We start from the raw sequence: 13728 nt of genomic DNA on the forward strand, positions 1-13728 counted from the left end.
TGTGCCTGCACACACACTGGCGACGCACGCGTGATCTGCATCGGCGAACCTTTTCTCCACCACGACGATCGGCCACCATTGACGCACTTGCGAATCGAAAACTTCTCCCAGACAAGGCAGATCATGTCCGCGATCGTTGTCACCCTCATCGTCCTGGTTCTTCTCGCCGCGCTGAGCAACCGACCGGGGTTGAACTTCTATGCGCGCAGCATGGGCGGTTCGGGGCGCTAAACGCGTAGCTGTCCGTGCTCGTGGTTCGCGCTCGCCCGCGCGACTGCCGCCCGTAGGTGATAGTCGATGATCGCCAGCGCGAACAGACCGAGCGCCAGGTTGTAGAGCGCTCCGAAGCCGTCGAGCGCGAAGTCGACGAGGGCGTTGGCCATAGTGAAGACGAGCGCCGCCATTCGTAGCGCGCGCAGCGGCCAGACGCGATCGGTGTGGCGGCGACCGATCATCGCCGACGCCGAGCACGCGAGCGTCACCACGCCGCTCACGAAGAGAATCCATGCTGCGGTGGGGTCGCGACTGAGTTCGAGATAGATCCCGTAGTCGCGGTGATTCACGTACAGCCCGAGTGCACCCACGATCACCGTCAGCGCGGAGCTGACGACCAGCAGCCAGCCGATCAGCGTCACCCACCAGCGTCGTCGGAAGAAGTTCGGGATCAACGCGAGCGCACGCGCACGCACCCGGGTCAACCGGTCCGGGGTGTCGACACTCGCGTCGAGCAGACCGCGAATGTGCGCCACGAGTGCAGGATCGGCGTCGCGCGCCTCGGCGAAGTCGAGGAGGTCGGCGGCCTGGCGGCGTCGACTCTCCGGAAGTCCGTGCGCCACACCGTCTGCCGCGATCACCGCTGCGTTCGCGATCGCCTCGGGCACCGATGGTCGCTTGAGGTCGCGGACGAACCGACTGATCAGCAAGATCAGCACCACCAGCAGGTACATGATCTCGGCCGACGGACCGTAGAAGTAGTCGTTGTCCTTGGTGACGAACTTGCCCACTTCGTCGAGGAACAGACCGAATCCGATACCACCCATCACCACCGCGACGACGCGAGGCGTCGAACCGAGCAGGAGCCAACCGAAGACCAGCGCGAGCATCATGAGCGCCCCGCCCCACAGTGCGTGGGCGATGTGCAGCGTGCCGTTTCCGATCTGCGGGTAGCCGGTCAGACGCAGGTAGGCACGCGTCACGAGGATCGTGCCGATCGCGAAGATGAGGAACCACTGCACCGCCGCGGTTCCGTAGACGCTGCGCACCAGGACGGTTGTTTGCCGAGCCGACATGAGGCGATTGTTGCGCGTGACGGTGCAGCGTGAGTTCGAAATCGGACACGGTCACTAGAATGGAGTGATGTCCGACCTCGGCCGTTGGGAGCTTGAGCCGTTCACGTACGACGACGTCGGCGCGACCCGCGGCACGCCTCCGGCGCGTGCTCACGTCGTACGGGCCGAGCGCCTCGTCGGCCACGGCGAGTCTGTCTTCCACACGATCAGCGACGCGGTTCTCCGGTACGGCATGCAGCGAGGTGCCGGGCTGCAGGTTCACGCGAGTACGACGTCGGCGCAGGTCGGCACCATCATCGTCCTCACCGCGTGGTTCCTCGGGCCGGTTCGCATTCCCTGTCGGGTGGTGTACGTCGTCGACGAGCCGGATCGTGCCGGGTTCGCCTACGGCACACTTCCCGGGCATCCGGAAAGTGGCGAGGAATTGTTCGCGGTCGAGCTACGAGCCGACGGCTCGGTGGTCGCGACGATCTACGCCTTCTCTCGCCCTGGCCGCTGGTACACGCGCCTCGGCGGTCCCGTCGCGCGTCTCGCTCAGCGGCTGATGACCCGGCGATACTTGGCCGCGATGGCCCGACTCGGGGGCGGCTTGCGGGGATGAGCGCGAGCGAAATTCTGTAGCTCCAAGTCATTCCCGCCCGTAGCGTCACGGCGATGCGCCTCTACGTCGATGACTTACGCGACCCGCCCGACGACACGTGGAGCGTTGCCCGATCGAGCGCCGAAGCCTTGGCGATCTTGCGGAGCGAGGCGGTCGTAGAAGAGTTGTCCTTGGATCACGACCTCGGCGGCGACGACACGACGCGGCCGATCGCGCTCTACCTGTCCGAGCACGACCAATGGCCTCCGATCGTGCGCGTGCACAGCTCGAACCCCGTCGGAGTGGAATGGCTTGTCGGAATGGCGGAGCGCTATGGGCCTGGGGTCACCCGCTGAATCGGCCCAGGCACCCGAAGTTTCGGGCTACCGTCATCGAAAGCAAAAGACCATCCGGCAAGCCGGATGGTCTTTTTCGAGTAGCTGGTGGCCAGAGTCGGGATCGAACCGACGACCTTCCACTTTTCAGGCGGACGCTCGTACCAACTGAGCTACCTGGCCAGGAGGTCCGGCGTAAAACCGAAACCTTTGGCGACCCTGACGGGACTCGAACCCGCGACCTCCGCCGTGACAGGGCGGCGCGCTAACCAACTGCGCCACAGGGCCATCTTCAATTTTCCTGCTCCCCCGTAGAGGACCAGTTGTACCCCCTACGGGATTCGAACCCGCGCTACCGCCTTGAAAGGGCGGCGTCCTAGGCCGCTAGACGAAGGGGGCCGGTTCTCCGTTGGGAGCCGACTTAGCTTAGGACACCGCTCGCGCAATTCACAAATCAGCTGGTCAGACTGCATTTCGCACGAGTTGACGCCCTCCGAACACCATACCCGTATCCGACGCCGACGGCATCGACAATTGCAAGCCCACCGTCGATGCACCGCCGCGTAGCCGACCTGTAAACTCACTTCCTGCGTCGGCCACAGCGCCGAGGCGTCCGGCCATCTGAACTCTGTTCAGACGGTGAACGAGGGAGAGTGAGAACTGCAGGACACTCTGGACTAGAGTGAGCGAACAACAAGGGCCTTTAGCTCAATTGGCAGAGCTGCGGACTTCAAAATAGGAGCGCCAAAGGGGAAACCCTTTGGATGACACCACTCAAATTCGGGGAACCCTTCCTGACGATGTCAGATGGCAATCCCGAGCCAAGCCGGGGCGCCAAGCTCCGGAAGGTGTAGAGACTGGACGGGTGGCACCTACCGCGTTTCACAGCGCAACGGTGAAGGGACAGTCCAGACCACGAACGCTCTTCAGAGCGGCGGCGAAAGTCGAAGTGGCAAGTTAATCCGTAGGTTGTGGGTTCGAGTCCCACAGGGCCCACTGCTGCGGCGACGTCATGCAACGCGGTTGCGTGACGTCTCGCAGATCACCCAAACTTGGCTCTCGCCATATCTTCTCAGCCCACGCAACCTACCGGGGCACTCGTGACGGAGTCCGCGCGCGGCGGGTCCGTCGAGCGTTCCGCTGAACGTCGTCACGCTGCTGCCAGCGAGGCAGGTCGGTCGGCGCGGGCTGCGGCGGACTGCTTGAAACGCCAACTGGCGTACAGCACCTCGGTTGTGTAGCCCAGGTCGAGAGGTCCGGGATTGTCGGGGACGACCGCGTCGTCGGAGATCGCCGCGGGCCGCCAACCGTGTAGCGCACTGATCGGCGGCGCCTGCTCAATCAACCGATAGTCATCCTGGCGATGAAATGTGAACTGCTGCAAAGCATGCGCCGTGATCGAGAACTCGCCGCGATGCAGCGCGCGGTGATGCGACGAACACAGCAGCACCAGGTTGTCGGGTGTCGTGGCACCACCACGCGACCAGAAGCGGACGTGATGCGCGTGTAGATGCTTAGTCCGTCCACACCCCGGGTAGCGGCACCCACCATCGCGAGCGAGGATCGCGCGCAGCGTCCGCGTCGAGGGCGTCCGCGTTCGACGGCCCCACGACGTGATGCTGCCCTGCCTTCCGTGACGCACCTCGGTCTTGGTGCCCGAACACGACGCCTCCGCCTCCTCGACCGCTGAGAGCGCAGGCCCACCCTCGACGTACGAGTCAGCCCCGTACGAGTCAGCCGCAGACGACTGGCTGTGCACGACCACCTCGGCCCCGGGAGTGAACGTCGGCACGTCGATCGCCGACTGCATCGTCTCCGCCATCAGCACCACCGCGGGCGCAATGTTGGCAGGGGTATGCCGCCACAACCGTTGATCGGCGGGCTCGAGGCCGGCCTCCTCGATCTCGGCCTCCCGGTCAGACGTACCTGCCGAATCAATCTGTGCGGCAACCAGATCCGTCACCGAGGGCCCAGCGCCGTCGTCAGACGACGTGCGCGTTCGTTCGTATTCGGCACGCACCGTCGCTGCGAGGAATGACGCCCCGTCCAATGCCGACAACCGCATGCGGACCGACAACGTGCCGTCGGAATTCCACTCCCACGACGCCGTCGATTCGACCTCGCCCTCGCTCGCCTCTCGCTCACGCTGATCGATCGAACGAATAGCTCTCACGACCCGCTCGAGCTGAGCCGCGTCGGCAGACAACGCGACGCTGAGCAACTCGTCCTCCCGGTCGGGCGTCACGACTCGCGTCAGCGCGCGCACCTTCGAATACGACAGTCGGCCCTCGACGAACGCATCCCGAATCCGGGGCACCCCGTCGAGCGTGCGCGCCACCCGCACGTACTCCTGTGCCGTCCGCGGCGACAAGCCGGTTCGCAGCGTCAACCAGTGCGCACAAGAAATGATCCCCTCGCCCGTCCACCCTTTCCTGCGATCGAACTCGGACAGCAGCAGCAAGAACCGCCCTGTCAGGCTCGCGATCTGACTGGCGTGCCCCACAAGGCGGTCTGCGATCTGATCCAACTCCAACCCGGACGGGTCGGCGTCGTCGAAAATGGTTGTGCTGCTGGCGTTCACGATGCCCCCTGACAATCGACAACTTGTTCGAGTATCAGAGTATCGGTGGGCACCGACAGAGAATCGGAGTTCGACTGCCAGAACGTTCAGCGGAACGCCCTGATCCCGAGACCACGCGGATGGTGTCGTGACTACTCGTCGACGAGTGTCAGCGTGACGTCGATATTGCCGCGCGTGGCGTTGGAGTACGGGCACACCTGATGGGCCGCGGCGGTGAGAGCCTGCGCGTCGTCTGCGCTCAGCGCCGGCAACGAGATCTCCAGAACGACGGCCAGCTCGAACCCGCCGGAGTCGTTGGACCCCAACGACACTCGGGCGCCGACGGCCGAGTCGCTGACGTCGGCCTTCTCGGCCCGCGCAACGGTGCGCAGCGCACTGTGGAAGCACGCGGCGTAGCCGGCTGCGAAGAGCTGCTCCGGGTTCGTCGCGCCGCCGGGACCTCCCAGCTCCTTGGGGATAGCGAGGTCGAGATCAAGTTGTCCGTCGCTCGTCCTGGCGTGGCCGTCCCGGCCTTCGCCGGTGGCAAGTGCCTCGGCTGTGTACAGAGTCTTCATGGTGACATCCCTTCTTTTCAGCGAGCCTGGTTGGCGCGCAACACATCAGATAGTTGGTGCAGTGCCGCACGCAGCTCGACGGCCGCGTCGACGTCGAAGTCGGCATCGGATTCCGCAGGATCGGTCAACGCGTCGACCAAGGCGGCCATCACGCAGTCAGACTTTTCGCCCAGCGCCGCGCCCGATTCGGTGAGTGACACGATCGTCGACCGCTCGTCGTCGGGAGACCTGTGACGTTCCACGTGTCCCATCGACTCCAACCGACGAACCAGTGGTGACACGGTGCCCGAGTCCAGTTGTAGACGCTCGCCGAGCCGGCCGATCGGGACAGACTCTTCCTCCCACAGCACCAGCATCACGAGGTACTGCGGATACGTCAGTCCGAGTTCGCGCAAACCCGGTCGCTCGGCAGCGATGATCGCTCGCGATGCGGTGTAGAGCGCGAAGCACAGATGGTCGTCGAGGCGAATCTTTCCCACGTGAAGAAGACTAGGCCTGATTTACATTGTGCACAACCTAGTTGCCCGCAATATTTCCGTGGGCGACGTCATATCGACGCGCAAGGAGCGTTCAGCGGAACGCCGTGACGCCGTATCGGGCGCAGACGAATCCCTGGTTGCGCGCGAGATCGCGCAGTTCGAGGTCGCACCTCGCGGTGAACAGTGGACGCCCGGAGCCGAGCAGCACGGGCGCGATCGACACCACGAGTTCGTCGAGCATTCCCGACGCCCAGAACTGCGCGGCCAGGTCGCCACCGCCGACGATCCAGACGTCACGTCCTGCGGCGGCGTCGACCAGCGCAGCGCGATGATCCGCAGGCGACCCGGACACCACGCGGATGGTGTCGGCGACAGCAGTCAGGTCGCGCGTACTGAATACGAACGTCGGGACCTCGTACGGCCACGGATTGCCCTGCTCCACTTCATGTTCGACGAGCCACTCGTACGTGGTCGACCCCATCGCCAGGGCTCCGACGTCGCCGATGAACTCCGCGTAATTCATCGGACCGTCCTCGTCGATCGGCTGACTGAGCAACCAATCGAGCGAGTCTGCCGTATCGGCGAGGAAGCCGTCGAGACTCGTGGCCGTGTAGAAGCGGAATCGCGTTGCCGCACTCATCGAGCACCTCCTACCCTGCAGTGTCGCATTCACCGCCGAGTACCGCTTCAATTCTGTTGGCGCACACCTCGGGAAGCAGGCCGTCGAGCCCCATCGACTTGTCGAGGCGTATGAGCGGAAGTCCGAGCAGCAACGCGCTACTGATGAAGTGAAATGTCATGTGCTCAACCCGCCCACCAACCGCATCCTCGTAGCGGGCTATGGTCTCGGCGGGAGTGGGTACACCCGGCGATGGCGCGTGTCCCTCATGCGGGCTGCTGATCCAATCCGTGGTCAACATCCACGCTATGTCGGCCGCCTGATCTCCGAGGTATGCCATCTCCCAGTCGAGGGCCGCTACCGGTTCGAAGTCTCTGCCGTACAACAGATTCGACATTCGAGCGTCGCCCCAGCACAGGCCGATTCGACGTGGTTCGTAGAGATGGGCCTCAAGCCAGTCGAGCCCGCCCAGCAGTCCCGGATGAACGGGCTCACCCGCGTACGCCCATTCGATAGACGTGCGCAGATAGCGCGCGAGGCCCTCCGGGCCCGGTGACGAGTCGGTGTTCAGACGGAGAAAGCCCAAACGGTCTCGCCCGGCATCGGCACGATGTATCCGCGCGATCATGTCCACGCAGCCGTTCCACAATCGAGCCCGGCCCGCATCGTCGGTGTCGGCAAAGATTCCCGCCTGATGATACGGAGGCACATCACCGACGGTGTAGACCGAATCGACGAAATCCATGACGAAGTACGGTGATCCGAGATCGGCAGGGTCAGCCTCAAAGAAGCGCACCCGCGGCACCGGCACATCGGATTCGGTGAGCCGGTGCATCACCCGGAACTGCTTTTCGAGGTCGTAGTCGGGCAGGATCGCCAACCGAGGAGGTCGTCGCAGGACGTATCGCCGAGTGCGCGACCGTATGTCCGGCTCGGCAACCCCGTCTACGGTCACGATGAACGTCTCCGTGGAATACCCCGTCTCCGTTCGCACACAGGAGATCACATCGGCCGACGCCGCCTCCGGAAGTCTCGCTCGAAGAATGGGGGTCAGCACCTCGGCCAGATCCGTTTCAGCGCAGCGCTGTTCGACGTCGTGTTCCATGCCGCTCACCATCCGGTGTAGCCGTAGCGCGGATACGCGCCGAGAAAGACCATCTCGACGAGCCCGTGCCCGACCTTGCCGTCCATCCGAACCTCACACAGCGTTTCGCTGAGCATCGAGGCCGGCCGGATCTCGTCGATGTCCAGAGTGTTCACGGTGAAACTGTCGATGAAATCCGTTCCACGCCAATACCCGCTGGCATAGCCACGATAGTCGTCGTAGCCTGCAATACCGGGCCAAAAGTCGGTCAGCGGCTTGACTTCGATCCGAGAGCGAGAACGGTCGTCGCGAATGATCGAGAAACTACCTCCGCTCACGACACGCAGATCATCGCGGAAAGTCAGATCGTGCTCGACATCGATGAGACGGCCGGGGGCGCGTTGGGTGTCGCTCGGATACAGGAGCTCGCCCTCGAACTGGGTGCGACGCCCCGCGCTGTCCTCGCGCTGTGCGAAATGCACCAGCTGGTCGTCGAATTCGAAGATTCCCATGTAGTAGAGGACCCCGTCGGGGATCTCGGTAGGCTGTCGCTCCGGGCCCTCGGAGATGCTGCCGCCACCCCCGCCGTGACGCACACCCCACGAGTGGTCGCGGCCGAACCACCATTTCCGCGAATCGATCTCGATACGCTCGTCCCCGATGGACACGAATCCCTCGACCACACCATTCTGGTAGAAGCGTCGTGCGTCCTCGAGCACGCGTCCACGGCTGCGATGAAACGCCGGTGTCTGCTCATACGCGTCGAACCGACCACGTAGACGCAGATCGAGCGAGATTCCGGACTCGTTGGGCGCCAGGCGAACTCGCACCGCACGCAGCGGCTCCTCGATCTCGTAGGTGAACGGTCCGATCTGGTAGACGCCGAGAGCTCCGGCACTCTCCGGCTGCAATTCGGTCGACATTCGAGCGACGTGTGCGGTGCCGTCTTTTCGGGTGACCATCGCGTAGGCATCCGTCACATTGCGATTGGGATATCTCGCCATCCCGGTCATGACATTGACGTCACCGGAAATATCGAAGCCGTACATGACGATCCGCTCGACCCAGCGCAGGTCGCTCTGACCGACGTGGTCGAACGTCGTCGCCATCTGGTGGCACAGAATCTCATCGTGAGGAACAAGCAACGGTCACACCCTTCGTCGGATTATCATTACATGCTGACACGTAATGTAACTACGGGTAGCCGCTTCCGATAGATTCGCTTCATGACGTCAGCGACCAGCGGCACCGGCCGCCCCCGCGATCCCGAGAAGGATCGTGCGGTGATCGCGTCGACCAAACAGCTACTGCTCGACGAGGGGTATCGAGGCGCGACTGTCGCGGCGATCGCGCGCCACTCGGGGGTTGGTGCACCTACGATCTACCGGCGCTGGCCGCGTCGCGAGATGCTCATCGAGGATGCCGCCTTCAGGCAGACGGACAGCGTCTCGCTACCCGAGGACCAGGGTGACCTGAAAAGGAACCTTCGGGCATGGGCGACAGTGTTTCTCGCAACACTCGCCGACCCCGTGACCCGAGCAGCCCTACCGGGCTTGATCTCCGACTATCAACAAGACCCGGAGTTGTACCAACGGCTCCTCGACCGTGCCGATTCGGGCGCACGAGCGGTATTCGTCGAGCGACTGGCTGTCCACGTAAGTGGGGATGATCCGACGCAGGTCGAACAGAGACTCGACGTGGCATTCGACATCCTCGTGGGCCAGACGCTGCTGCAGGCTCTCACCTTCGGTGAGACCGGGCGCGACGAGTTCTGCGACCGCACAGCCCGAGCTCTGACCGCCATGCTGCTCTCGCAGAGCTGGACCTGACGACTGCACCGCCACCCGATCCGAGGATCACCGAACCACCTCGCGATGCCCGGCATCTAGGCGTCGTGTCCAGCCGCGTTCGTCGAGGTGCTCGAGCAATGGGATGGCGACGCGGCGCGTGGTGCCCAATGCCTTTCGGGCCTCGCTCGTCGTGAAGGGCTGATCAAGAGCAGCCAGGATTCGCATCGCCAGCGCTGGAGAACGAGGCGAGAGCACAACACCGTCACGCAACCGAAGTAGCCTGTCGAGGCGCTCGGCCGCCGCCAGTTGCTTGGGGCCGAGCCCGAGTGCGGCGAGGTCGTCGGCCTCCGGCGCGGCAAAGGTATCGTCGGCAAACCGACGCTCGAGTGCCGCGACGGCTTCTTCCGCATCGCCGAGTCCGCGCGCCACACCGGGTTTCGACAGGAACCCGCCCGCATGGTCCAAGCCGGCGTCGGCGATGAGAGGCGCGACAAGCGCATCCGACGGAAGTCCGACGACGCCTGCCACGCTTGCGCGAGGCAATCCCTCGGCGAGCGAGTCTCGTTGGTAGACAGCATCAACAGCATCCCGGAGCCGTTCGACCCACTCCGCCCACGCCTGTTCGTCGACCCACCAGTCCCCGACAACGCGCACGCCCTCGGGCGGCGTTGCCTCGGCTCCGACGACACCGAGCCGTCGCAGATGCTCGACGGTGACCGCACCGCGACGTTCGACCTCCCGTCGTGTGTCGCCTCGCTCACTCATGCCCGACAACGCATCTGCTCGACGCGCCGCATCACCGCGACGCCGCAGGGGCGGTGGCTCCGCATCCACCACGACGCCCCCACCGATCCGACCGCTGCCCGCGTCGCGGAGCACCAGTCGATCACCGAGAATCAGCGGAACGGCTCGCTCGAGCGTGATCCGCGCGTGGTCGGCGTCGAACGGGCGGAGCCGACCTCGCAGCGCGGCCGTGCCGACATGAACACTCAGAGCGCTTGGTACCGAGTCGAACTCAGGACCGCTGACGCGTCGGATGTCGACACAGTCGGTCAGCCGCCACACGCCAGGACTCAACAGCAGATCACCCCGCGCGACGTCCGACGCCGACACGTCGCGCAAGTTGACCGCCACCCGGCTCACCGGCCCGACACGTTCGCGTGGCGTGTTCTCACTCTGCACACCACGCACGGTGACCGATCGAATTCCTCGGCCCGTCAACACATCCAGCGTGTCGCCACGTCCCACCGAGCCGGCCGACAACGTACCGGTGACAACGGCACCCGCACCCCTGATGGTGAACGCACGGTCGATCCAGAATCGAACGGGTGCGGTATCTGAGGGAAACGGGTTGCGCTGCAGCACGTCTGCGATGGTCTCGCGCAGCTCGTCGATCCCACGCCCGGTCAACGCCGAGGTGACGACGACAGGTGCGTCGGCGAGACCTGTGCCCGACAGTTCGTCACGTGCCTGCGCAACGACGTCGGAGATCCCCTTGTCGTCGGCGAGGTCGGCGCGCGAGATCACGAGCACGCCACGATCGATGCCGAGCGCGGCGATCGCATCGCGATGATCCGACGACTGCCTGCTCCACCCCTCATCGGCAGCGACGACGAACGCCACCACGGGCGCCGGGCCGATTCCCGCCAACATATTGCCGAGGAATCGCTCGTGACCCGGAACGTCGACGAATGCGATGTCGGCGCCGGATGGTGTTGTCATCCAGGCGAATCCGAGGTCGATCGTCAGACCTCGACGTCGCTCTTCGGCCCAGCGGTCCGGTTCCATCGTCGTCAGGGCACGCACCAACGCACTCTTCCCGTGATCGACGTGCCCCGCCGTGGCGACGACGTACACCTCAGCCAGTCGCCCCCGACACGCGGACGACGCCGAGCGCATGCGCGACCGCTTCGGCGAGAATCTCGTCGTTCGTCTCCGGGATGCATCGCAGGTCGACGAGACATAGGCCGTCATGCACGCGAGCGAGCACTGCGGGACTGCCGACGCGCAACGCCTTGGCGGCCTGTTCCGGCAGCGCAATCGCCCAGCCGGGCAACGGAACTCCCGGAGCTCCTCCCCCACCGACCCTGCCGTCGTGGGGCACCACGTCCGCACCGACTTTTGCGGCGACCGCCTCGGCCCGCTGACGTAACCGCCCGTTGTCGGCGTGTAGGTATTCGGTCACCGGCGGCAGAGGTCCGACGAGCGTCGCCTCCATCGCCGCGAGGGCGAGCTTGTCGGCCCGAACCGCCCGCGCGAGTGGATGTTTCGACAGTCGACCGACCAGATCGGCGTCGCCGAGTAGGATTCCGGCCTGCGGACCTCCGAGCAACTTGTCGCCGCTGGCGATCACCAGATCGGCGCCCGCGGCCAGCGCAGACGACGCGTCCGGTTCGTCGGGAAGCGAAGCGTCGGGGACGAGGAGTCCGCTCCCGAGGTCGGCGATGAGCGGAACGCCCTGGGAGGCCGTCAGTTCCGCCAGCTCGGCAATGGTCGCCTCCGCGGTGAATCCGCTGACCCGGTAGTTGCTCGGGTGGACCTTGAGTACGCAGCCGACGTCACCGTCTGCGAGTGCCACGGCATAGTCGCGCAGGTGGGTGCGGTTGGTCGTCCCGACCTCGCGCAGTCGCGCACCGGTCGACTCGATGAGGTCGGTGAGCCGAAAACCCGCACCGATCTCGATCAGCTCGCCGCGACTGATGACCACCTCGCGACCGGCCGCTAGCGCGGTGGTGGCCAGCACCATCGCGGCAGCACCGTTGTTCACCATCAGGGCATCGCCCGCGGCGGGACAGGCGCGCAGCAACGCCTCGCGGGTCGCGACGCCACGACGCGAGCGCGTACCCGACTCCAGGTCGAGTTCGACGTCGACGTAGCCGCACGCATCGAGGACAGCATCGCGTGCGGCCGTCGACAACGGCGCTCGCCCAAGGTTGGTGTGCACGACGACCCCCGTCGCGTTCAGCACCGACCGTCCGGTGCCGACGGGGCGTCCGACGAGAGTTTCCCGAATGACTCCCAGCACGTCGTCGGGATCGACGTCGCCTCGCCTGGCCGACTCCTGCACATCTCGGACGACGTCGCGGACGGCCTGCTCACCGAGTCGTCGTGCAGCCGTGGCGATCTCGGGATCGGCCAGCAGGTGGTCGGTGCGCGGGATCCGCCGTCGGGGATCGGATCGGGTCACCGCGCCTCCTTCGAGAACAAGCTGGCGGACAAGCTGTGGCGGAGGCGGACGGGAATCGAACCCGCCAGACCGAGATACTCGACCTCCTCGGTTTTGAAGACCGGGGGGCCCACCAGGAACCCAGACGCCTCCTCGGCGACCATACCGCCGATCTGGCATCACCCCTGCAATTACCCTCGGTGAGATGAGCACCGTCGAGACGAATCCGGATTCTCAGAGCCCGACGATCAGGTTGACCGGCTACGCCCACGGTGGCGGCTGTGCGTGCAAGATCCCGCCGGGCGAGCTCGAGGCCGCAGTCGCGGGGTTGACCGGCCAGAGCGGCGACAACATCCTGGTCGGCCTCGACGACGGCGACGACGCCGCAGCCGTACGCATCCGCGACGACCTCGCCGTCCTCTCCACCGCCGACTTCTTCACCCCTGTCGTCGACGACGCCTACGACTGGGGACGCATCGCGGCCGCGAACGCACTCTCCGACATCTACGCAATGGGCGGATCGCCCGTCGTCGCGATCAACCTCGTCGGCTGGCCGCGCGACCTGCTGCCGATGGAACTGATGACCGAGGTGCTGCGCGGCGGACTGGCCGTCGCGGCGCAGGCCGATTGCCCGGTGATCGGCGGCCACAGCATCGACGACCCCGAGCCGAAGTACGGCATGGCCGTCACCGGTGTCGCGTCGCCAGACGCGCTCATCCGCAATGACGCCGCGACCGTCGGACTGCCGATCACCCTGACCAAACCGATCGGCGTCGGGATGCTCAACAACCGGCACAAGCAGACCGGCGAGGTATTCGACGCCGCGATCGACGTCATGACGACACTCAACCGCGACGCCGCCGACGCCGCCCTTGCTGCAGGTGTCCGCGCGGGCACCGACGTCACCGGATTCGGACTGCTCGGGCACCTCCACAAACTGACGAGGGCCTCGGGGGTACGCGCGGTGATCGACGCTTCTGCGGTCCCACTCGTCGACGGCGCCCGCGACGCGCTCACCGACGGATACGTCTCGGGCGGCACTCGGCGCAATCTCGACTGGGTTCGCGACCACCTCGACGTCGGACGCGGTGTCGACGAGAACGACCTTCTGATGCTCGCCGACGCCCAGACGTCCGGCGGGCTGCTGCTGGTCGGCGAAGTACCCGGATACCCGATCATCGGCGAGATCGTTGCAGTTGCAGGGACTGAAACGCCAGGTTCCGGGATCGACATTCGCTGACACTGACCCCC

General features: G+C 65.2%; 13 protein-coding genes and 4 tRNA genes. 4 read left to right on the forward strand and 13 right to left on the reverse strand.

Features of this window, described 5'->3' with window-relative positions:
* Positions 1 to 227 precede the first annotated feature (227 nt).
* A complete protein-coding gene (locus ACRVY7_RS03380; RefSeq protein ID WP_431815979.1) occupies positions 228 to 1289 on the reverse strand; it encodes a hypothetical protein in 1062 nt (353 codons plus the stop codon).
* A 67-nt stretch (positions 1290 to 1356) separates the two neighbouring features.
* Here ACRVY7_RS03380 and ACRVY7_RS03385 point away from each other — a divergent pair, with 67 nt between their 5' ends.
* Together ACRVY7_RS03385 and ACRVY7_RS03390 are read left to right on the forward strand one after the other, a co-directional pair.
* Positions 1357 to 1890 carry a DUF1990 domain-containing protein gene (locus ACRVY7_RS03385; RefSeq protein ID WP_431815980.1) on the forward strand — a complete coding sequence of 178 codons (534 nt, stop codon included), beginning with the start codon at positions 1357 to 1359 and terminating at the stop codon, positions 1888 to 1890.
* Between the two features lie 53 nt (positions 1891 to 1943).
* A complete protein-coding gene (locus ACRVY7_RS03390; protein ID WP_431815981.1) occupies positions 1944 to 2225 on the forward strand; it encodes a cyclic-phosphate processing receiver domain-containing protein in 282 nt (93 codons plus the stop codon).
* Between the two features lie 85 nt (positions 2226 to 2310).
* Here the strand turns inward: ACRVY7_RS03390 and ACRVY7_RS03395 are convergent.
* The 9 genes from ACRVY7_RS03395 to ACRVY7_RS03435 form a co-directional block, all read right to left on the reverse strand.
* Positions 2311 to 2387 (reverse strand) — tRNA-Phe (locus tag ACRVY7_RS03395).
* Between the two features lie 28 nt (positions 2388 to 2415).
* A tRNA-Asp gene (locus ACRVY7_RS03400) sits at positions 2416 to 2492 on the reverse strand.
* A gap of 38 nt (positions 2493 to 2530) precedes the next feature.
* Positions 2531 to 2603 (reverse strand) — tRNA-Glu (locus ACRVY7_RS03405).
* 751 nt (positions 2604 to 3354) lie between these two features.
* Entirely contained in the window at positions 3355 to 4785 is a 1431-nt protein-coding gene (locus ACRVY7_RS03410) for an HNH endonuclease (protein ID WP_431815982.1), read from the reverse strand.
* A gap of 131 nt (positions 4786 to 4916) precedes the next feature.
* Positions 4917 to 5339, reverse strand: coding sequence for an organic hydroperoxide resistance protein (locus tag ACRVY7_RS03415; RefSeq protein ID WP_005204332.1), 423 nt, complete (start codon positions 5337 to 5339; stop codon positions 4917 to 4919).
* 17 nt (positions 5340 to 5356) lie between these two features.
* A complete protein-coding gene (locus tag ACRVY7_RS03420; protein ID WP_431815983.1) occupies positions 5357 to 5818 on the reverse strand; it encodes a MarR family winged helix-turn-helix transcriptional regulator in 462 nt (153 codons plus the stop codon).
* 91 nt (positions 5819 to 5909) lie between these two features.
* Positions 5910 to 6458, reverse strand: a complete 549-nt coding sequence (locus tag ACRVY7_RS03425; RefSeq protein WP_270483431.1) for a dihydrofolate reductase family protein — start codon at positions 6456 to 6458, stop codon at positions 5910 to 5912.
* A 10-nt stretch (positions 6459 to 6468) separates the two neighbouring features.
* Positions 6469 to 7542 carry a phosphotransferase family protein gene (locus tag ACRVY7_RS03430; RefSeq protein WP_431815984.1) on the reverse strand — a complete coding sequence of 358 codons (1074 nt, stop codon included), beginning with the start codon at positions 7540 to 7542 and terminating at the stop codon, positions 6469 to 6471.
* Between the two features lie 5 nt (positions 7543 to 7547).
* The gene (locus ACRVY7_RS03435; protein ID WP_431815985.1) at positions 7548 to 8666 is read right to left on the reverse strand and encodes an Rv3169 family protein; all 1119 of its coding nucleotides are present in this window, start codon (positions 8664 to 8666) and stop codon (positions 7548 to 7550) included.
* Positions 8667 to 8747: 81 nt separating this feature from the next.
* Between ACRVY7_RS03435 and ACRVY7_RS03440 the strand changes: the two genes are divergently transcribed.
* The gene (locus ACRVY7_RS03440) at positions 8748 to 9350 is read left to right on the forward strand and encodes a TetR/AcrR family transcriptional regulator (RefSeq protein WP_431815986.1); all 603 of its coding nucleotides are present in this window, start codon (positions 8748 to 8750) and stop codon (positions 9348 to 9350) included.
* A gap of 27 nt (positions 9351 to 9377) precedes the next feature.
* Here ACRVY7_RS03440 and selB read toward each other — a convergent pair whose 3' ends face one another.
* The 3 genes from selB to ACRVY7_RS03455 all read right to left on the reverse strand — a co-directional run bounded on the left by selB (position 9378) and on the right by ACRVY7_RS03455 (position 12630).
* Positions 9378 to 11210, reverse strand: coding sequence for a selenocysteine-specific translation elongation factor (selB, locus tag ACRVY7_RS03445; RefSeq protein ID WP_431815987.1), 1833 nt, complete (start codon positions 11208 to 11210; stop codon positions 9378 to 9380).
* The gene (gene selA / locus ACRVY7_RS03450) at positions 11170 to 12498 is read right to left on the reverse strand and encodes an L-seryl-tRNA(Sec) selenium transferase (protein WP_431815988.1); all 1329 of its coding nucleotides are present in this window, start codon (positions 12496 to 12498) and stop codon (positions 11170 to 11172) included. The genes selB and selA overlap by 41 nt, the downstream gene beginning before the upstream one ends.
* Positions 12499 to 12534: 36 nt before the next feature.
* Positions 12535 to 12630 (reverse strand) — tRNA-Sec (locus ACRVY7_RS03455).
* 52 nt (positions 12631 to 12682) lie between these two features.
* Here ACRVY7_RS03455 and selD point away from each other — a divergent pair.
* Positions 12683 to 13717: a selenide, water dikinase SelD gene (gene selD / locus ACRVY7_RS03460; protein ID WP_431815989.1), complete on the forward strand. Its 1035-nt coding sequence runs from the start codon at positions 12683 to 12685 to the stop codon at positions 13715 to 13717.
* The last annotated feature ends 11 nt before the right edge of the window (positions 13718 to 13728 follow it).

It is taken from the genome of Gordonia jacobaea, assembly GCF_965344965.1.
Classification (GTDB): domain Bacteria; phylum Actinomycetota; class Actinomycetes; order Mycobacteriales; family Mycobacteriaceae; genus Gordonia; species Gordonia jacobaea.

Bases quoted from the DNA above. Each gene is read 5' to 3' on its own strand.
- ACRVY7_RS03380 (WP_431815979.1), bottom strand. From the start codon at position 1,289: ATGTCGGCTCGGCAAACAACCGTCCTGGTGCGCAGCGTCTACGGAACC.
- ACRVY7_RS03385 (WP_431815980.1), top strand. From the start codon at position 1,357: ATGTCCGACCTCGGCCGTTGGGAGCTTGAGCCGTTCACGTACGACGAC.
- ACRVY7_RS03390 (WP_431815981.1), top strand. From the start codon at position 1,944: ATGCGCCTCTACGTCGATGACTTACGCGACCCGCCCGACGACACGTGG.
- ACRVY7_RS03415 (WP_005204332.1), bottom strand. From the start codon at position 5,339: ATGAAGACTCTGTACACAGCCGAGGCACTTGCCACCGGCGAAGGCCGG.
- ACRVY7_RS03425 (WP_270483431.1), bottom strand. From the start codon at position 6,458: ATGAGTGCGGCAACGCGATTCCGCTTCTACACGGCCACGAGTCTCGAC.
- ACRVY7_RS03430 (WP_431815984.1), bottom strand. From the start codon at position 7,542: ATGGAACACGACGTCGAACAGCGCTGCGCTGAAACGGATCTGGCCGAG.
- ACRVY7_RS03440 (WP_431815986.1), top strand. From the start codon at position 8,748: ATGACGTCAGCGACCAGCGGCACCGGCCGCCCCCGCGATCCCGAGAAG.
- selB (WP_431815987.1), bottom strand. From the start codon at position 11,210: ATGCGCTCGGCGTCGTCCGCGTGTCGGGGGCGACTGGCTGAGGTGTAC.
- selD (WP_431815989.1), top strand. From the start codon at position 12,683: ATGAGCACCGTCGAGACGAATCCGGATTCTCAGAGCCCGACGATCAGG.